The 17,935-nt window shown below is 72.6% G+C and carries 17 protein-coding genes and 1 pseudogene; 7 read left to right on the forward strand and 11 right to left on the reverse strand.

Annotation, left to right across the window (positions count from 1 at the left end):
• Positions 1 to 128 precede the first annotated feature (128 nt).
• From hemG to ACWFRU_RS09105, 3 genes are all read left to right on the forward strand, one after another.
• Complete coding sequence (gene hemG, locus ACWFRU_RS09095; RefSeq protein ID WP_453685464.1) at positions 129 to 1,580, forward strand: protoporphyrinogen oxidase; 1,452 nt, start codon at positions 129 to 131, stop codon at positions 1,578 to 1,580.
• A gap of 4 nt (positions 1,581 to 1,584) precedes the next feature.
• Positions 1,585 to 2,304: a hydrogen peroxide-dependent heme synthase gene (hemQ, locus tag ACWFRU_RS09100; protein WP_453685465.1), complete on the forward strand. Its 720-nt coding sequence runs from the start codon at positions 1,585 to 1,587 to the stop codon at positions 2,302 to 2,304.
• Positions 2,305 to 2,465: 161 nt separating this feature from the next.
• Positions 2,466 to 2,840, forward strand: coding sequence for an RNHCP domain-containing protein (locus ACWFRU_RS09105; protein ID WP_150215590.1), 375 nt, complete (start codon positions 2,466 to 2,468; stop codon positions 2,838 to 2,840).
• Positions 2,841 to 2,847: 7 nt separating this feature from the next.
• On the opposite strand, the gene ACWFRU_RS09110 is transcribed toward ACWFRU_RS09105, so the two are convergent.
• The 9 genes and pseudogenes from ACWFRU_RS09110 to ACWFRU_RS09150 form a co-directional block, all read right to left on the reverse strand.
• A complete protein-coding gene (locus ACWFRU_RS09110; RefSeq protein ID WP_453685466.1) occupies positions 2,848 to 4,467 on the reverse strand; it encodes an alpha/beta hydrolase in 1,620 nt (539 codons plus the stop codon).
• A gap of 107 nt (positions 4,468 to 4,574) precedes the next feature.
• Positions 4,575 to 5,336, reverse strand: a complete 762-nt coding sequence (locus ACWFRU_RS09115; RefSeq protein ID WP_453685467.1) for a TIGR04222 domain-containing membrane protein — start codon at positions 5,334 to 5,336, stop codon at positions 4,575 to 4,577.
• 177 nt (positions 5,337 to 5,513) lie between these two features.
• Positions 5,514 to 6,248: pseudogene (locus tag ACWFRU_RS09120) on the reverse strand (DUF4142 domain-containing protein); the annotation flags it as partial.
• A 142-nt stretch (positions 6,249 to 6,390) separates the two neighbouring features.
• Positions 6,391 to 7,359: a TIGR04222 domain-containing membrane protein gene (locus ACWFRU_RS09125; RefSeq protein WP_453685468.1), complete on the reverse strand. Its 969-nt coding sequence runs from the start codon at positions 7,357 to 7,359 to the stop codon at positions 6,391 to 6,393.
• A gap of 14 nt (positions 7,360 to 7,373) precedes the next feature.
• Positions 7,374 to 8,699 (reverse strand): DUF692 domain-containing protein, encoded by a 1,326-nt coding sequence (locus tag ACWFRU_RS09130; RefSeq protein ID WP_453685469.1) that lies wholly within the window; start codon positions 8,697 to 8,699, stop codon positions 7,374 to 7,376.
• Positions 8,700 to 8,808: 109 nt separating this feature from the next.
• Entirely contained in the window at positions 8,809 to 9,573 is a 765-nt protein-coding gene (locus ACWFRU_RS09135; RefSeq protein ID WP_453685470.1) for a DUF4142 domain-containing protein, read from the reverse strand.
• 97 nt (positions 9,574 to 9,670) lie between these two features.
• A complete protein-coding gene (locus ACWFRU_RS09140) occupies positions 9,671 to 10,288 on the reverse strand; it encodes a TIGR03086 family metal-binding protein (RefSeq protein ID WP_453685471.1) in 618 nt (205 codons plus the stop codon).
• 155 nt (positions 10,289 to 10,443) lie between these two features.
• Positions 10,444 to 11,133 (reverse strand): TetR/AcrR family transcriptional regulator, encoded by a 690-nt coding sequence (locus ACWFRU_RS09145; RefSeq protein WP_453685472.1) that lies wholly within the window; start codon positions 11,131 to 11,133, stop codon positions 10,444 to 10,446.
• Positions 11,134 to 11,164: 31 nt separating this feature from the next.
• Entirely contained in the window at positions 11,165 to 11,911 is a 747-nt protein-coding gene (locus ACWFRU_RS09150; RefSeq protein WP_453685473.1) for a peptidyl-tRNA hydrolase, read from the reverse strand.
• A gap of 99 nt (positions 11,912 to 12,010) precedes the next feature.
• Here ACWFRU_RS09150 and ACWFRU_RS09155 point away from each other — a divergent pair, with 99 nt between their 5' ends.
• Positions 12,011 to 12,976, forward strand: a complete 966-nt coding sequence (locus ACWFRU_RS09155) for an ATP-binding cassette domain-containing protein (RefSeq protein WP_453685474.1) — start codon at positions 12,011 to 12,013, stop codon at positions 12,974 to 12,976.
• The gene (locus ACWFRU_RS09160; RefSeq protein WP_453685475.1) at positions 12,973 to 13,641 is read left to right on the forward strand and encodes an ABC transporter; all 669 of its coding nucleotides are present in this window, start codon (positions 12,973 to 12,975) and stop codon (positions 13,639 to 13,641) included. Before ACWFRU_RS09155 ends, ACWFRU_RS09160 begins: the two co-directional genes overlap by 4 nt.
• A 34-nt stretch (positions 13,642 to 13,675) precedes the next feature.
• Here ACWFRU_RS09160 and ACWFRU_RS09165 read toward each other — a convergent pair whose 3' ends face one another.
• Both ACWFRU_RS09165 and ACWFRU_RS09170 read right to left on the reverse strand, forming a co-directional pair.
• Positions 13,676 to 13,870 carry a hypothetical protein gene (locus ACWFRU_RS09165; RefSeq protein ID WP_453685476.1) on the reverse strand — a complete coding sequence of 65 codons (195 nt, stop codon included), beginning with the start codon at positions 13,868 to 13,870 and terminating at the stop codon, positions 13,676 to 13,678.
• Between the two features lie 10 nt (positions 13,871 to 13,880).
• The gene (locus tag ACWFRU_RS09170; protein WP_453685477.1) at positions 13,881 to 14,825 is read right to left on the reverse strand and encodes a polysaccharide deacetylase family protein; all 945 of its coding nucleotides are present in this window, start codon (positions 14,823 to 14,825) and stop codon (positions 13,881 to 13,883) included.
• A gap of 261 nt (positions 14,826 to 15,086) precedes the next feature.
• Between ACWFRU_RS09170 and ACWFRU_RS09175 the strand changes: the two genes are divergently transcribed.
• Complete coding sequence (locus ACWFRU_RS09175) at positions 15,087 to 16,535, forward strand: serine/threonine-protein kinase (protein ID WP_453685478.1); 1,449 nt, start codon at positions 15,087 to 15,089, stop codon at positions 16,533 to 16,535.
• A gap of 136 nt (positions 16,536 to 16,671) precedes the next feature.
• Complete coding sequence (locus tag ACWFRU_RS09180) at positions 16,672 to 17,877, forward strand: Cmx/CmrA family chloramphenicol efflux MFS transporter (RefSeq protein WP_453685479.1); 1,206 nt, start codon at positions 16,672 to 16,674, stop codon at positions 17,875 to 17,877.
• Positions 17,878 to 17,935 lie beyond the last annotated feature (58 nt).

Consider the following 17,935-nt stretch of genomic DNA (forward strand, 5'->3'; position numbering starts at 1 on the left):
CCGAAGGTCGTGGTGACTGATGCTCCTTTGACGCGGGGGAGGGGCAGAACGATGGTTGCCGACCGGTCCCGATGGGGTCACGGTCGGGACTCGCGCGACCCGTGAAGCGCGACTCGTAGAGTGGAGGCATGCGCGAAACGGACACACGAACGGGCCATGTCGTCGTCATCGGTGGCGGGATCGCCGGACTGGCCGCCGCCCACCGATTGCTCGGCACCGGCGCCCGCGTGACCGTCCTGGAGGCCTCCGACCGGCTCGGCGGCAAGCTGCTCCCCGGCGAGATCGAGGGCGTCCGCGTCGACCTCGGCGCCGAGTCGATGCTGGCCCGCCGCCCCGAGGCCGTCGCCCTGGCCCGCGAGGTGGGCCTCGCCGACCGGCTGCAGCCGCCCGCCACGGCGACCGCGGCGATCTGGACCCGCGGGGCCCTGCGGCCGATGCCCAAGGGCCACGTCATGGGCGTACCCGGCGACGCGTCGGCCCTGTCCGGAGTGCTGTCCGACGAAGGGCTCCGGCGCATCGAGCGGGACCGTGACCTGCCGCCCACCGAGGTCGGCGACGACGTCGCGGTCGGCGAGTACGTGGCCGCGCGCCTCGGCCGCGAGGTCGTCGACCGCCTCGTGGAACCGCTGCTCGGCGGGGTGTACGCGGGCGACGCCTACCGCATCTCGATGCGCTCGGCGGTCCCGCAGCTCTTCGAGGCCGCCCGCGCCCACGACTCCCTCACGGAGGGCGTCCGCGCCATCCAGGCCAGGGCCGCGCGGAATCAGCAGACCGGGCCCGTCTTCATGGGCATCGAGGGCGGCGTCGGCCAACTGCCGCTCGCGGTCGCGGAGTCGGTCCGTGCGCGGGGCGGCGAGATCCGCACCGGGTCGCCGGTCACCGAGCTGCGCCGCGCCGCGCGGGGCTGGCAGGTCGGCACGGGCGAGCAGACCATCGACGCCGACGCCGTGGTGGTCGCCGTGCCCGCGTACGCCGCCGCCGCGCTCCTCGGCGTCGAGGCCCCCGCCGCCGCGGCCGAGCTCGCAGGCGTGGAGTACGCCTCCATGGCCCTGATGACCCTCGCCTACCGCCGCAGTGAGACCGACCTCCCCGAAGGCAGCGGTTTTCTCGTGCCGCCCGTCGACGGGCACACCATCAAGGCGTCCACCTTCGCCTCACGCAAGTGGGGCTGGATCGCCGATGAGGACCCCGACCTCCTTGTGCTGCGCACATCGGTGGGGCGGTACGGCGAGACGGAGATCCTCGAGCGCGAGGACGCCGAGCTCGTCGAGCTCTCCCGCCGCGACCTGCGCGCCGCCACAGGCCTTGACGCCGAGCCCGTCGCCACCCGCGTCACCCGCTGGCACGACGGCCTGCCGCAGTACCCCGTCGGCCACCACGCGCGCGTGGCCCGCGTCCGCGAGCACGTGAGCAAGCTGCCCGGCCTCGCGGTGTGCGGAGCGGCGTACGACGGAGTGGGCATCCCCGCGTGCATCGCGAGCGCCTACGCCGCCGTCGACCAGCTGGGCGGTGACCTGGCCGGTGTGCAGGAGCTCACCCGCAACCCGGTGCAGAGCCTGCACGGCGGCGGAGGAGAATAGGGCCATGAGTGACGACGCCCCCGCCAAGAGCCCGAACGCGGGCAAGAAGGCCAAGGACCTCAACGAGGTCATCCGCTACACGCTGTGGTCCGTCTTCAGGCTGAAGGACCTGCTCCCCGAGGACCGCGCCGGCTACGCCGACGAGGTCCAGGAGCTGTTCGACCAGCTCGCCGCCAAGGACATCACCGTCCGCGGCACGTACGACGTGTCGGGCCTGCGCGCCGACGCCGACGTCATGATCTGGTGGCACGCCGAGACCTCCGACGAGCTGCAGGAGGCCTACAACCTCTTCCGGCGCACCAAACTGGGCCGCGCCCTGGAGCCGGTCTGGTCGAACATGGCGCTGCACCGCCCCGCCGAGTTCAACAAGTCGCACATCCCGGCCTTCCTGGCCGACGAGACGCCGCGCGACTACATCAGCGTCTACCCCTTCGTGCGCTCCTACGACTGGTACCTGCTGCCCGACGAGGACCGTCGCCGCATGCTCAAGGACCACGGCATGATGGCCCGCGGCTACCCCGACGTGCGCGCCAACACCGTCGCCTCGTTCTCGCTCGGCGACTACGAGTGGATGCTCGCCTTCGAGGCGGACGAGCTGTACCGCATCGTCGACCTCATGCGGCACCTGCGCGCCTCCGAGGCCCGTATGCACGTCCGCGAAGAGGTGCCGTTCTACACCGGCCGCCGCAAGTCCGTGGCGGACCTCGTGGCGGGCCTCGCCTAGGTCATTCGGAGCGCCGTTAATTCGGTTGCCGCGCCCTGTCCGGTGCGGGTTTCATCGAGAGGTCGAAGCCAAGGACAGAGAGAACGGTGAATGTATGCCCAGGGCCCCGCGGATCAGCTCGAAGCCAGCCAATTCCGCGACGCACTGGAGTCATCCACCCCATGTCCCGCAACACCTCCCGGCGGGCCCGCACTGAGGCGCGCGCCCAGTCCTTCCGCTGCCTGCAGTGCGGTCTCGACGTATCGATGACCGCACCCGGCACCGACCACCGCAACCACTGCCCGAACTGCCTGTGGAGCCGTCACCTCGACGACACCCCCGGCGACCGGGACGCGGATTGCGGCGCCCGGATGGAACCCCTCGCCATCTCCGTACGCGGAGACGGCGAATGGGTTCTCGTCCATCGGTGCACGCACTGCGGCGTCCTGCACGCCAATCGCACGGCGGGCGACGACAACGCCCTGCCGCTGACCCGGCTCGCGGTGCGGCCGCTGGCCCAGCCGCCGTTCCCGCTGGAGCGTCTCGGCGCCCTGTAGCCGGTAGCTAGTGCTTCTCGGGGAGAGCCGCCGCCCGCGCGCCGGACAGCGGCTCGGGCTCCTTGTGGGGCGCGCACGCCGCGCGCTCCACGGGGAGCCTGCCCTCGAGGAGGTAGGCCTCCATGTGGCCGTTGACGCACTTGTTGGGCCCGGCGCCGATGCCGTGGGTGCCCGCGTCCCGCTCGGTCACCAGGACCGAACCGCCCAGCCTGCGGTTCAGCTCCAGCGCGCCCTCGTACGGGGTCGCCGCGTCCCGCTCGGCAGCCAGGATCAGCGTCGGGGCGAGCTCGTCCGCCGTGGCGCGGACGTCCAGGGGCTGCCTGCGGGTCTCGGGCCAGTAGGCGCACGGCAGGTTCATCCAGGCGTTGTCCCAGGTCTCGAAGGGCGCCACGCGCGCGAGCATCGAGTTGTCGCGGTTCCAGGTCTTGAAGTCCGTCGGCCAGGACGCGTCGTTGCACTCGACCGCCGTGTAGACCGCGTTGCCGTTCTCCTGCTCCTTGGCCGCCTTCGGCTCGGGCGCGGCCTGTTCGATCAGCGGCTTCGGATTGCCCTTCACGTACGCCGAGAGCGCCGAGGCGCGCGCCGGCCAGTAGTCGTCGTAGTACCCGGCCTGGAGGAAGGCCGACTGGAGCTGGCCGGGGCCGACCTTGCCGCCCGCGGGCTTGGCCGCCAGCTTGTCGCGCACCTTCTCGTAGCTGCGCAGCACCGCTTCGGGGGTCTTGCCCAGGTGGTACGTCTTGTCGTGCTTGGCCACCCAGGCGCGGAAGTCGGCCCAGCGCCGCTCGAAGGCCGCGGACTGGTCGAGGTTGTTGCGGTACCAGATCTGCGCGGGGTCGGGGTTGACCGCCGAGTCGAAGACCATGCGGCGCACGTGTGAGGGGAAGAGCGAGGCGTACACCGCGCCGAAGTAGGTGCCGTACGAGGCGCCCATGAAGGTCAGCTTCTTCTCGCCGAGCGCCGCCCGCAGCACGTCCAGGTCACGGGCGTTGTTCAGGCTCGTGTAGTGCCGCACGGCCTTGCCGGAACGCTTGACGCAGCCCTCCGCGTACGCCTTCGCCTGCTTGACGCGCTGCAGTTTGTAGGCGGTGTCGGGGTGGGTCGGCGACTGCGTCGGGGCCTTGGCGAACTCCTTGGGGTCCTGGCAGGAGATCGGCGCCGAGCGGCCGACACCGCGCGGGGCGTAGCCCACGAGGTCGTACGCCGCCGCGATGCGCTTCCACTCGGGCAGCATGCCGACCATCGGGAAGTACATGCCGGAGCCGCCGGGGCCGCCGGGGTTGAACACGAGGGCGCCCTGCCGCTTGACGGACTTGCCGCGCCGAGGTTCGGCCCGCTCGGTGGCCTTGGAGCGGCTGACGGTCAGCCGGATCTGCTTGCCGCTCGGGTCCGCGTAGTCCAGCGGCACGGTCACCGTGGCGCACTTGACCGAGGGGGGCAGGCCCTCGGCCTTCGGGCAGGCGGCGAAGCGCAGGCCGGCCGCCTGCGCGCGCTGGGCCGCGATATGGGTGCCCTGCGTTTCCGGGTACGGGGTGGTGTCGGCCGCGGACGCGCTTCCCGTGGGGGCGGCGACGAGTGCGGTCAGGACCAAGGATCCAGCGGTTCCGTAGAGGGCGGCTGCTGCTCTCATCGCTCTTCATCCCTTCATTCGGCCGTGCGTTGCTCGAACAAAAGGGATGATTCGTTTGGTAATGGGCGAAGTAAAGCACCGCCCCGCCGGTGTCGGGCGTGTCGGGCTCAATGACCCCGATGCGCCGTGTCCCGGTGCGCGAAGGCCGCACGGAGTTCCGGGTCGGCGAGGGCGCGGGTGCCGCGTACGGCGACGGCGGTGAGGTCGGAGCCGCCGCGCGCGGGCAGGGCGCTCAGCAGGAGCTGGCCCGCGGGAGAGGCCCAGCGCGGGTAGGGGTGGATCTCGAAGCGGGCGACAGCCAGGCAGCTCGCGTTCAGGGTGAAGGGCAGCGCGAACCAGAGCGCGACGAGCACCTCTTCCCGCGGCTCCTGGGCCGGCATCAGCAGCGCGACGGCGCCGAGCGCGATCACCGCGACGGCGGTCGCCCGTACCTGCCGGACCGCTCCCGCGATCCCCGACCAGGAGCCTTCGGGCAGGGCGAGGCCCGCCGCGACGAGACGGTCGGCGAGGGCGCGCATCGCGTCGGCGCCGGCCGCCGCCCGGCGCACCGGCGCTATCGGCGCCTGCCCGCCGGGCCCTATCGCGCCGAGGACGGACCGCTCCATGTCGTCGCCGCCCACCGGGTCGACGACCGTCGCCCAGCCGGTGTGCGCGAGCAGCAGGCGCCGGGCGCGGGCCATCGACACCAGCGTGAGGTCGGTGACGCGGGCCGGCCCGCCGGAGAGGAACGCGGCTTCGTAGAGCGTCAGTTCATGGCCTTGCCCCGGGGACGCGTCGGGCCGGGCGGCGCGGTACGCGGTGAGGCAGAGCCGGGCGCAGGACAGGCCCGTCACGACCCAGGCCACGAGAAGGAGCGGAAGCCAGAACATGCCGGTGTTCTATGCGAGGGGCGGGCGCGGCGCCATGGGTCATTCAGCATGCGGACGCGGGATCGCGGGTACGTAACGTTCCGCTTTGCTGCGGTGCTCGGGCTTCGCCTTGCCGCTGTCGCGCCCCTTGTCCTTACTCGACGGTCCCTTGTCCTCCTTCGGCTCCCTGTCCTCCTTCGGCTTGGGGCGGGAGGCCGGTGGAGGCAGCGAGAAGGTGGGGGAGGGGGAGACCGGGGTCGCCGGAGCCGGGGACTCGGTAGGCCCCGGCGGGGCGGGGGAGCGGGTCACCGGGACGGGGCCCGCCGACGCCGCGTCGCGCGCCAGGTCGTCGAAGTCGACCAGGCCCGTGCCTTCGAGGACCGTGATGTGGTCGAGGACGGTGGTGTTCGCGTCGTCCGCGAGCGCGCGCACCAGCGAGTTGCGGGTGGTCGCGCGGACCTCGGCGACCACCGAGAAGACCTTGCCGTGGGCGGCGCGCAGAATGTTGGCGAACTTCTCGTCGTACGCGCCGCCGTGCGCGTCGCTCATCTCGTCGAGCCAGCCACGCTGCTGCGCGGTCGGCTGGTTGGGCAGTTCCATGTTGAGCCGCGTCGCCACCTCGCGTACGCGCGCGTCCAGGAACGTATGACCCTCGACGAGGTGCTCGCCCGCCGTCTGCACCGCCTTGGTGGTGCCGCGCGCCTCGGCCTGCTGTCCTGCGGGGAGCTCCCAGAGGCCCGCGAGCCGCACCTTCGTGATGAAGTCCCGGTCGAGCGCGGAGAGCGGGCCGAACTCCGTCGACACGGTGTCCGCGTCGAGGATGTCCTGGCCGGTGCCCGACCTGTCCTCGTACGACCAGACGGGAAAGAGCAGCGCGGCCAGCGTCGCGACGAGCCCCGCGACGATGAGGCCGGTGCCGTTGATGGATCGCATGACGCCTCCTGTTGCGGCACCGCACGTTAGTGCGCCACGAAGAGGGACCTGCGCCATACGGCACGGAGTACGTCAACTGCCGTACGGGTAAGGGGCATCGGATGCGGGCCCGCGCCCCGGCGGCCGGTGCGCGGGTGGCCGCCTAGGAGCTGCCCCCTGCGCCGCCCCCGCAGCCGCCGCCCCCTCCGCCGCCGCAGGACGAGGAACCGCCCCCGCCTCCGCAGCCGCCGCCGGAGCTGCCGCAGCTCGCGCCGCCGCACGCCGAGCCGCTTCCCGTGCCTCCGCACCACGCGATGGTGCCGGTGCCGGAGCTCGCGTACGACGAGGATGCCGCCGCCGTACGTCCCGGCCGCACGCGGTGCGCGGCCTGGAGCTGGGCGCGCAGGTCGGGGTCGAGGACGCCGACCAGGCCTTCGACGGCCACGCGGTACGCGGCGCCCGGCGCGAGCGCGCCCGCGGCGCGGTACTCCGCGAGAGCGGTCCGGCCCGTGGCGGTCACGCGCGTGCGGGTGACGCGGCCGGCGAGCAGACCGACCAGGGCGCCGAGCACCCAGGCCACGATCAGCAGGATCGTCGCCGCGCTCACGGGATCCCATGAGGGGCCGTCGCCGTCCTCGACGGCGATGACCCCGATGACGAGGAAGAACCCGACGAGACTCAGGGCGTTGTGCCGGTTCTTGCGGCGTCGCAGGCGGTCAAGGGTCTCGGGGCGCACCATGAGCCCGCGCCGGGCCAGCGTGTCGCCGATCGCCTGCACGGCGGGGCTGCGCATCACGCCGATGCGCAGCCAGTGCAGGGCGCCGCTCGGCGCGGCCTCGTGCGCCTGGAGCACCGCGCCCTCCACCGGGTTGCGGACCTCGGCCGACCGGAGCGCGACGACGCCGGGGAACGCGACCACCAGGCGCCCGTCCTCGTGCATGGCCGCGATCGCGGCGTCGGCGACCCGGCCGGGGCCGCCGCCCAGGAAGGCGGCTTCCAGAGGGTCGAACACCGCGCCGTGCCGGGCGTCGGACCGCGGCGGCCCGGCCTGCCGAATGCGGGAGACACCGACAAGGAGAGCGGCCGACGAGGCCGCGACCAGCAAGGCGAAACAGATGGAGAGGATCTCCACGGCTGTCGCCTCCTCTAACCTCGGCGCAGCGCGAACCGCGCCGCCCGCAGCCACCGGGTCACCGGCCGCCCGTCCAGCGGAGCGGGTCCGGACCGGTCGAGCCACCACCGGGTCAGCCTGCCCCGCGCCTCCGCGTCCTCGGGCAGCCCGGCGAGCAGCAGCCGCTCGGCGAAGTCCAGCGCGTCACGCCGGTAGCCGCCGGTCATCGGCCGCGTCTGCGCGTACGCGAAGAACTCCGCGCGATAGCGCTCGCCGAGGATCTCCGGCAACTCGGGCGCCACCTTCGCCACGACGTCCGCCCGCTTGCCGGTCAACGCCCGGCTTTGCACGGCCAGCCGGGCCCGGTCGAAGCCCTCGGGCGCGGGCGTCCTGGCCACCAGGGCGGAAAGAAGCGCGGTCTGCGCGAGGGCGAGCCGCTGACGGGCGATGTCGGGGGTGGCGGGGGGCGCCGTGGTCGCGTCGGGCCCCTCCCCGGCGTCCCGCGCCGTGCCGGAAGCACACTCACCGGATGCGGGAGCCTTCGTCCGCACCCTCTCCCGTATCGCCTCCAGTTCCCGCTCCAGCTCCTTCGGCGCCGGAAAGTTCTCGTCCCGTTCCAGCAGGACGCCCGGCGGGCTCACCCGGCTCGCCAGGTCCGACAGGATCGCCAGGACCGGCTCGGGCACCGGGTGGGCGTGACTGTCGTGCCAGACGCCGTCCCGCTCGAAGCCGCCCGCGACATGGACGTACGCGATGGCCTCGACCGGCAGTTCGTCCAGGGCCTTCGACGGGTCCTCGCCGCGGTTGACGTGGTTCGTGTGGAGGTTGGCGACGTCGATGAGGAGACGTACGCCGGTGCGCTCGACGAGCTCGTACAGGAACTGCCCCTCCGTCATCTCCTCGCCGGGCCAGGAGATCAGCGCCGCGATGTTCTCCACGGCGAGCGGCACCGGCAGCGCGTCCTGCGCGATGCGCACGTTCTCGCACAGCACGTCGAGGGCGTCGCGGGTGCGCGGCACCGGAAGCAGATGACCCGCCTCCAGCGGCTGCGAGGCCGTCAGCGGGCCCCCGGCGCGTACGAACGCGATGTGCTCGGTGACCAGCGGCGAGCCGAGTACCTGCGCGCGCTCGGCGAGCGCGGCGAGGCGCGTCTCGTCGGGGCGGTCGGCGCCGCCGAGGCCGAGCGAGACGCCGTGCGGCACCACCGTGACCCCGCGTTCCCGCAGCCGCAGGAGGGAATCGGGGAGGTGCCCGGGGCACAGGTTCTCCGAGACGGCCTCGACCCAGTCGATGCCGGGCATCCGTTCCACGGCGTCCGCGATCTCCGGACGCCACCCGATTCCGGTCCCCAGATGCTTCATGATCCCCCTCCTCCGCCAAGACCCCGCGTCGCGCCCGTGTCTTGTGAACATGTGCAGGAGTCATGGCCCCGGCCGAAGCGGCCGAACCCCTGAGGAGGGACGTTCAGAGCTACATTTGAGGTTCCGGCCGGTTCGTGTTGACCTCGCCTGGCGGCGCCGGGGAGGGCCGTGACGTCGTGGACACATCGCCGGTCGGGCCCGCCGCCGGGGGCACCGGGGGGACGCCGGAGGGCGGCGGCGGACCGCTGGGGCTTGCCGTCGCGGTCGCGGCGCCGCCGTTGGCGATGTCGTCGAAGTCGACGAGTCCGGTGGCCTCCAGCATGGTGATGTGGTCGAGGACCGTCTGGTTCGAGTCGCTGGCCAGCTGCCGTATGAGCGTGTTGCGGGTGCTGTCGCGCACCTGCGCGATCACGCTGAACACCTTGCCGTGCGCGACCCGCAGCAGGTTCGCGAACTTCCGCTGGTACTCCATGCCCTCGGCCTCGGTCAACTCCTGCAGCCAGCCCTGCTGTTGGGCGGTCGGCTGGTTCGGCAGCTCCACGCCGAGCTGCGCCGCGACCGCGCGGGCCCGCTTGTCGAGGTCCGTGTGGCCGACGATGAGGTGGTCACCGGCCTCCTTGATCGCCTCGGTCGGCGCGCGCTCCACGGCCTGCTGGCCCGCGGGCAACTCCCACAGCCCGGCCAGCCGCACCTTCACCAGGAGATCGCGGTCGGCCGCCGAGAGGGGACCCCACTGGGTGGCCACGGAACCGGCGGCCAGATTGGCCTGCCCGGTGCCCGAGCGGTCGGCGTAGGACCACATGGGGAACGCGAGCGCGCCCAATGTGACCACGAGTGCCGCGATGATCAGAGCCGTGCCGTTGATGCGCCGCAATGTGCCGTGCCTTCCTGCCCGTCGACCTGCCCGTCAACCTGCCGTGAGGCAAGCTACTTCCTGGTACCAGGGGATACGGAAGATGCGTGCGTGATGTTCAACGCTCTGCCCGGCCGTCGTGTGACGTAGCTGACCTCCCCAGGAGCGCCAGCATCTCCTCCAGGGGCGAGGCGTCCTCCGGGGTTGGCAGGGCCGGAGCGAACGCCGCGCCGGGTCCCCGGAGTTCGGGATCTTTCGGCACCCGGCGGGCGATGGCGAGCGCGGCATCCACGACGGGTCCGGTCAGTTCGAGACCGACGCCGACGGTCGTCGCCACGTCCCAGGAGTGCACCACGTAGTCCAGGAGATGGAAGCCGACGGCGATCCGCCCCGTGAACGTCCCGCCGATCTCGGGAAGCGTGAACCCCCTTTCCATGACGCCCTCTTCGGCGAACGCGGCCAGCACGTGGCGCACCGATTCCTCGTAGACCCTGACCGGGTCGCGTCCGAGATCCGGCGCGATCCAGTACGTACGGGCGTCGCCCGATCCGCGAGCCGCCGCCGCGAACCCGTGGTGCTGAGCGCTCATGTGCGCCACCAGGTCGCGCAGCGTCCAGCCGGCGCAGGGGGAGGGGCGCGCCCAGTCGGCGTCGCGGGCCGCGCGCAGGACGCGAAGGGATTCCTGGAGGGCGGCGCGGTCGAGTGCGATGAGGTCATGTGCGATGAGGTCCGTCATTCGGGGGTCACTGCTCACTTTCCGTGGTGTGAACGGCGCGGGATGGGTGAAGGCATGCAAGGAGCGTAAATCTAAACGAACGGTCGTGCTACTTGTTTCGCGTGCCGGATTGCCCCACTGCCGGGTTGGGCGGCGGAGGGTATTCGGGCGGGCGCTCACGGGAGTTGGGGCACCTGCGACGGGTCGGTCGCCGCCGCGCGCAGTCGTGTCGTGATCGCGACGGACGCCCTGCGGTAGGCGTGCGGCTCGTCGTGCAGCACCGAGTGCGCGTTCGCCGACTCCATCAGGGCGATGAGCTCGAAGGCGAGCTGGGGGACATCGGTGTCCGGGAGCAGTTCCCCGGTGTCGCGCGCCTCGGCGACGCAGCGCTCCACCTGGCCGGTCCAGTCACGGTCGGCACGGACCAGCGCGTCGTGCACGGCACCCTCGCGGGCGTCGAACTCGGCGATCACCCCGTGGAAGAAGCAGCCACCGGGGAAGACCCGCCGCTCCGAGTAGTCGAGCCAGCGTGCGCACAACTGCCGTACGCGCTCCAGGCCGGGCGGCGACTGCCCGGCCGGTTCCACCACGGCGTCCAGGAAGATGCGGCCCGCCGCGCGTACGGTCGCGAGCTGCAGTTCCTCCTTGGAGCCGAAGAGCGCGAAGACCCCGCTCTTGCTGAGCTTCAGCTCGGTGGCGAGACGGCCGACGGAGAGCGCGTCCAGGCCCTCGACCGAGGCGATGTCGACCGTACGGCGCAGGACGAGACGCCGGGTCTGATTGCCGCGCTCGACGCGCCCGTCCAGCTTGGCACCGGCCGCACCGGCAGCACCGGCGCTCACACTCACACGGGGCTCGCTCGCCATGTGGATCTCCTCGACGCCGTGTCCGGCCGGCTCAGTGCAGGGCGGGGTGGTCGGCGACCACGGTGCAGGAGCCGGGGGCGATCTCCGTGAAGCCCGCGTCCCGCACCACCGGCAGGCCGCTCGCCACGAGTTCGCTCCAGCGCGCGGCGCCCGGGGTGCGCACGGAGAGCGGGTAACCGGCGTCCCGCCAGGCCACGCGCTCCTCGTCCGACAGCTCCCACCAGGCGAGTTGGGCGCCGTGCCCCGCCTGCGCCATCGCCTTGCCCGCCGACATGTCGACATCGGGGCTCATCCACAGGACCGGCGCGGTCGCGTCCGCGGGCGGCACCGCCTCCGGGTCGTCCAGGTCCGTGCCCGAGACCTGGAGCCGGGCCAGGTCCTTGGGCCAGCCGTCCAGCGGCACCGGGGGAAAGACGCGTACCTCCGCCGACTTGCCCGTGACCGTGATGCCGGGCAGCGCCTCGGCCCGCCGCCACTCGGCGCCGCGGGCCCGCCGGACCACCTTGCGGATCCTGGCGTCCTGCCAGTCACGCATGGCCTGCGCCCACTCGCCGTCGCCGAGGGACCGCTCGTCGCCGAGCATGACGAGCACCGCGCGGGCCGCGGTCTCCAGGGCGTCCGTACGGTGCGGAGGCTCGGCGCGCTCGATGCGGGCCACCAGCGGCAGTACGTACTGCGGTGCCTCGTCGCGTGTCGTCTTCTCCGTGCGGAAGGGGCTGTCCTGGGGGTCTGGGGTGTCCTGCGGCTGGGAGTTCCCGGCGGTCTGGTCGCTGCTCACGCGTCCAGTCTGCCAGGCGGAAGATCGGGCCGGTCAGGGGCTTTGCCCGATGAGCCCGTTCCTTGCCGCGGCGTCGGACACCTGCGCGAGGATGGCGGCATGGACAGTGATCTTGTGGGGGCCGTGCTGCGGCTCGACGGGGCGGGGCGGCGCTATGCGCTGAGCGGGCCATGGGTGCTGAGAAGCGTCAGCTTCGGCATACGCGCGGGCACGCTGGTGCGGATAGAGGGCGCGAACGGCACCGGCAAGTCGACTTTGCTGCGGCTGCTCGCCGGGATCGACGCCCCGACCGAGGGCCGCGTCGTCGGTCGGCCGCGCACGGCGTACGTCCCCGAACGCTTCCCCGCGGCGTTGCCGTTCACGGCCGTCGGCTACCTCACGCACATGGGCCGCATCCACGGCCTGGCCAAGGGCGCGGCCGCGCGGGACGCGGAGGAGTGGCTGGAGCGCTTCGGGGCCGGGAGCTACGCCCGTACGCCCCTGTCGGAGCTTTCCAAGGGCAGCAGCCAGAAGGTCGCCGTGGCCCAGGCGCTCCTCGCGGGCCCGGAGCTGCTCGTCCTCGACGAGGCCTGGACGGGCCTGGACGCGGCGGCCCGCGACGAACTCGACCGGGCTGTCGCCGAGCGGGTCGCGGAGGGCGGCGCCGTCGTCTTCGTCGACCATGACCCGCGGCGGCTCTCGGGGGCGGTCGACGCGACGTACGCGGTGGTCGGCTCGTCGGTGAACGCCCGTACCGCTGGGAGCACTTCACCGGGATCGGCCGCCGAGGGGACACCCGCGACCGTCATCAAGGCGCAGGGGCCACCGGGCGTCGCACCGCCCTCCCTTCCCGGCACCGTCACCGGGCACTCCGCGGAAGGGGCGCTGCGACTGACGGTGGCGTCGACCCACTCGGACATCGCACTGCGCGCACTGCTGGCGGCTCGCCCGCCGTGGCATGTGGTGTCGGTACGGGGGGAGGCAGCGTCGGGCCCCTCGGCGAGTGACGTGACTCCCGCGGCGAGCGAGGTGCTTCCCGCGACGAGCGAGATGCTTCCCGAGGCGAGCGAGGTGGGCGAGCGATGAACGCCCTGCTGAGCTATCAGTCCGCCCTCCTCCTGCGCTCCCAGCGCTGGCTCGCGCCCGTCATCCTGTACGCCGCGTTCCTAGCCGTCGGCGTACAGAGCGGGCAGCCGATCCTCGACTCCCTCGCGTACGCCGCCGCCGCGCTGCTGCCCGTCGCCGCCTGGCTGGTGCGGATCTGCGTCACCAACGAGCCCCCTGCCGCCCGCAGTTGCTCGGCTGCGGCGGCCGGTCCCTGGCGCGCCCAGTTGGCCTGTCTGCTGTCCGCGTTCCTCGCCACGGCCGTGCTCGGCGCCGTCGCCACGCTCGTCGTGGCCGTGATCAGCGACCCGGCGAGCACGGATCACCGGATCGCGGTGAACCGGCTGGCGGCGAGCGGCGGCGGGCTGCTCGCGATGCTCGTGAGCGCGCTGGTGGGCACCGCCATCGGCGCCGTCACGAGTTGGCCGCTGATGCGCTCGCCGGGCCGGGCGATCCCAGTGATGCTGCTCGCCTCGCTGCTCTCCCTGGTGACCACCGGGTCCCCCGCGAAGGCGGTCATGACCGGGCTCGTCTCCGGGTCGCGGGAGGGCGTGGTGCCGGTGTCGGTGCTGCCGGTCGCCGGGGCGGCGGCGCTCGCGGCGGTGGCTGTGGCAGCGGTCTGCGGGCTGGCCTCGCGCAGGGGCTGAGTACGCCCGGACGTCGGAGAGGGCGGTGGGCGGCTCAGCCCGAGCAGGCCGTGCGCTGTGCCTCGTGCCACTCACACACGGGGCACAGCGTCACGCCCTTGTGCGTCTCCGGATACTCGGTGGGTTCCCGGCACAGCACACACTCGGCGAACGGGCCCGCGGCGGGGCCGGCGGGCTCGGTGGCGTCGGCGGAGTCGCTGGTGGCGGCGGGCCCGGCGGTGTCGTCCATGCCCGCCAGACTAGAACCCTGGATCCTGGGGCCGCGCGCCCGCCGCCTTGATCTGCTCCGACACCCGCACGAACCGGAAACCGCGCTCGCGCAGCTTCGGGACGATCGTCCGCAGGGCACGTTCCGTCGTGGGTGCCGCGCTGCGCGTGCAGTGCATGACGACCACCGAACCGGGACGCACCCCGTCGAGTACCTGCCGGGCCACGGCGCCGGCGTCCGTCGCGAAGGCGTCGCCGCTCACCACGTCCCACTGCACGGCCGTGACACCGCCGGGGGCGATCGCGCGCAGCGCCCGGTTGTCGTAGCAGCCGCCGGGGAAGCGGAAGTACGGCACCTGATGCTCGACGCCCGCCTTGCGGAAGGCGGCGAAGGCGCGCTCCACGTCGTCGCGCATACGGGAGGCGGGCACGGTCGGCAGCCCGTAGCAGCGGTCGGTGAAGGCGTGGTGGCTGTACGAGTGGTTGGCGACCTCGAAGAGCGGGTCCCGGCCGATGTCCTTGGCCTGCGCCGGGTACTCCTCGGCCCACCGCCCCGTCATGAAGAACGTCGCGGGCACCTTCAGGCGCCGCAGGGTCGACACCAGTGCCGGATTGTCGAACCGCTCACCCGCCGCGGCACGTGGCCCCTGGTCGGCCGTCATGTCGGCGTCGAAGGTCAGGGCGACGGTGGGGGAGCCGGACGCGGGGGTGCGGGGGGCGTTCTTGAAGACGGGGGTGAGGCCGGCGGGGCCGGGGGCGAGGGTCGCGGGGCGGGGCGACGCGCTCACGGTCGGGCGCTCGGCCCGGTCGCGGCCGCCGGGCGCGGGGTCGGTGCCGCAGGCTGCGAGCGTGGTCAGGGCGAGGGGGAGGGCGAGGGCGCTCAGGACGCGGCCGACGGTGAGCCTCTGTGCCCTCGGCGCCCTCCGTCCCCGCGTGGCCGGTCTCGGCGCGGTCAGTGTTCGTGTCGGGGTGATCATCCGGCGAACGTATCGACATAAAAAGGATGAAATGGTGAGGTGCGGCCCGTGCCGCTCCACGCCGCCCCGGACGGCCGAACCGCCGGTCCCGCCTCCCCTGTGCGGGGGTGAGGGAAGTTACTGCCGAGACGGCGATTGCCCGTGTGGCACGGACGTCATCAATTCCCCTGCCACGTAAGCGAGTTCGGCCATCTCAGGCAGGGGCGCCGCTATTCTGCTGGCAGCTTGAGGGTCCTCGCGGACAGTGAGCGGAGGAGGGCCGTGACACATGGGGCGCAGCCCGGGGAGCTGATCGGTGGTCGCTATCGGCTCGTCCGGACTCTGGGGGCGGGCGGTATGGGCCGTGTCTGGCGGGCCCATGACGAGCAGCTCCGGACCGACGTCGCCGTCAAGGAGCTGTTCCTGCCGTGGGAGCTGTCGCCCGTGGACCGGGCACACCGCCTGGAGCGCGCCATACGTGAGGCCCGCAACGCGGCACGGCTGCGGGACCACCCCAACATCGTCACCGTGCACGACGTCGTCATCGTGGACGGTGTGCCGTGGATCGTGATGGAGCTCGTCACCGGTGCCACCCTGCAGGACCGCCTCCGTCAGGGGCGGCTGGGGGTCGATGCCGTCGAGGTGGTGGCCACGGCCGTCCTGAGGGCGCTGGAGGCGGCGCACCGGGTGGGCATCGTGCACCGTGACATCAAACCGGCCAACGTGATGGTGAGCGCGGACAACAGGGTCCTGCTCACCGACTTCGGGATCGCCTTCAGCGAGGCCGATGCGGGGCTGACCGGCACCGGAGTGGTCATCGGCTCGGTGGCGTACCTCTCCCCGGAGCGGGCTCGCGGGCACAGGGGTGATGCGGCGAGCGATCTGTTCTCCCTCGGGACGACTCTGTACGAGGCTGTGGAGGGCGTGTCGCCCTTCCGCCGTGCGACCGTCGTCGGCTCGCAGTACGCGGTGGCGCACGAACTCGTCCCTCCGCCGCGGTACGCGGGCCGTCTCGCGCCCCTGATCCTGGGGCTGCTGGAGAAGAGGCCGGACGACCGCCCGACCGTCGCGCAGGCGCTGGGCTTGCTCGCGGCGGCCGCCCCGTCCGCGCCACCTGCGCCCTTGGCGCCACCCGCGCCGAGGATCCGGCCGGAGCCGGAGAGGCCGGAGAGGCTGGAGAGCCGTGTGGTGGCGGCGCTGCCTTCCGTCGGCGGTCCTTCCGTCGGTGGTCCTCCCGTCGGTGGTCCTTCCGTCGGCAGTCCTCGCGCCGACGGCTCGGGCACGGCGAGGGTCCCCCGTAAGTCCCGCCGCGGAATGATCCTCGCCATCGCGGCGGTCCTGACGCTCATCGGCAGCCTGTACGGCGGCTACTACCTGTGGGCGCAGACGCGGTACTACGTAGGCGCCCACGACGGGCATGTCGCGCTCTACAGGGGAGTCACCCAGGAGCTGGGCTGGATGAGTTTGTCGAAGGTGGAGGACGAGCACCCCGAGATCGAACTCAAATACCTCCCGCCGTACCAGCGCAAGCAGGTCGAGTCGGTCATCGCCGAGGGCTCCCGCGAGGAGGCGAAGGCCAAGGTCGAGCAGCTCGCTGTGCAGGCGTCGGCCTGCAAGAAGAACGCGGAACGCCGGGCCGCGGAGAGCAACGAGACCAGCGGGAGCGGCAGTTCCCCCGGCCCCGACCTCACCGAGGAGGAGAAGCAGCTCGTCCCCATGTGCGGCAAGTAGCGCCCACCAGCCGCTGATCCGCCGAGCGCCGAGCCGCGCACATTTTGAAGCGATCGATTCAGAATGTGCTAGCGTCCTGATCGTCGATTTTGGAGCGGGTGCTCCAAAAAGAGTCTCGTGATCAGGAGGAGCAGCAATGCCGCCTGCGGTGTACGTGGTTGGGTTCGGCATCTTCACCCAGGGGACCTCGGAGTTCATGCTGTCGGGCCTTCTGCCGGGCATGGCCGCCGACCTCGGCGTGTCGATCCCGGACGCGGGGCTGCTGATCTCAGCCTTCGCGATCGGCATGGTCGTCGGCGCGCCGCTGCTCGCCGTGGCCACCCTGAGCCGGCCCCGGCGGACCACCCTGGTCGTTCTCCAGGCGGCCTTCGTCGTCGCCCACGTGATCGGCGCGCTCGCGCCCGGCTACGGGGTCCTCTTCGTCACGCGTGTGGTCAGCGCCCTCGCGTACGCGGGGTACTGGGGCGTGGCCGTGGCCACCGCGGTCGCCCTCGTGCCGCCCGCCGCCAAGAGCAGGGCGGTCGCCGTGGTCGCGGGCGGCCTGACGCTGGCCACGGTCGTCGGCGTGCCGGCGGGCACCCTGCTGTGCCAGTACTCCAGTTGGCGTGCCGCGTTCTGGGCGGTGGCCGCCGCCACCCTGGTGAGCCTTGTCTGCACGCTGCTCGTCGTCCCCGGAGGCCGGTCCGAGGCCGGGCGTACGTCGGTGAAGGCGGAGCTGCGCGGTATGGCGCGGCCCCAGCTCTGGCTCTCGTACGCCGTCACGGCCTTCGCCTTCGGCGCGGTCATCGTCACCTTCAGCTATCTCGCCCCGCTGCTGACCGACGTGAGCGGAGTGCCCGAGGGGTGGGTGCCGGCGGTCCTCGCCCTGTTCGGCGTCGGAGGGATGGTGGGCCTGGCCATCGGCGGACGCACGGCCGAGGCCCGCCCCTTGCGGACCCTCGGCCTGGGGCTCGGGGCACTCGCCGTGTTCTCCGCGCTGCTCGCGCTGACGGCCGGTTCCGTGGGCGTCGTGATCGTGCTGGTGTTCCTCCTGGGTCTCGTCGGCTACGTCACCAACCCCGCCCTGCAGTCACGGGTGTTCACCCTCGCCCCGGCCGCCCCCACGCTGGTCGGCGCCACCAACACGGCCGCGTTCAACGTCGGCAACACCCTGGCCCCGCTCCTCGGCGGCCTGACCATCGACGCCGGCTTCGGCTACGCCTCCGTGGCCTGGGTCGGCGCCGCGCTCGCCACCGCCGGGACGGGGGCGGTGCTCTGGGCCTGGCGGCTGGAGCGGGCGGAGCGGGGCGGCGTGGCGGAGCCGGTGGAACGTACGCGCGCCCCTGTGACGCAAGCCCGATGAGGAAGACGAGCCCGATGAGAAGAACGAGCCAGATGCGAGAGGCGAGTCATCCGATGCG

It is taken from the genome of Streptomyces sp. NPDC055099, from assembly GCF_053607685.1.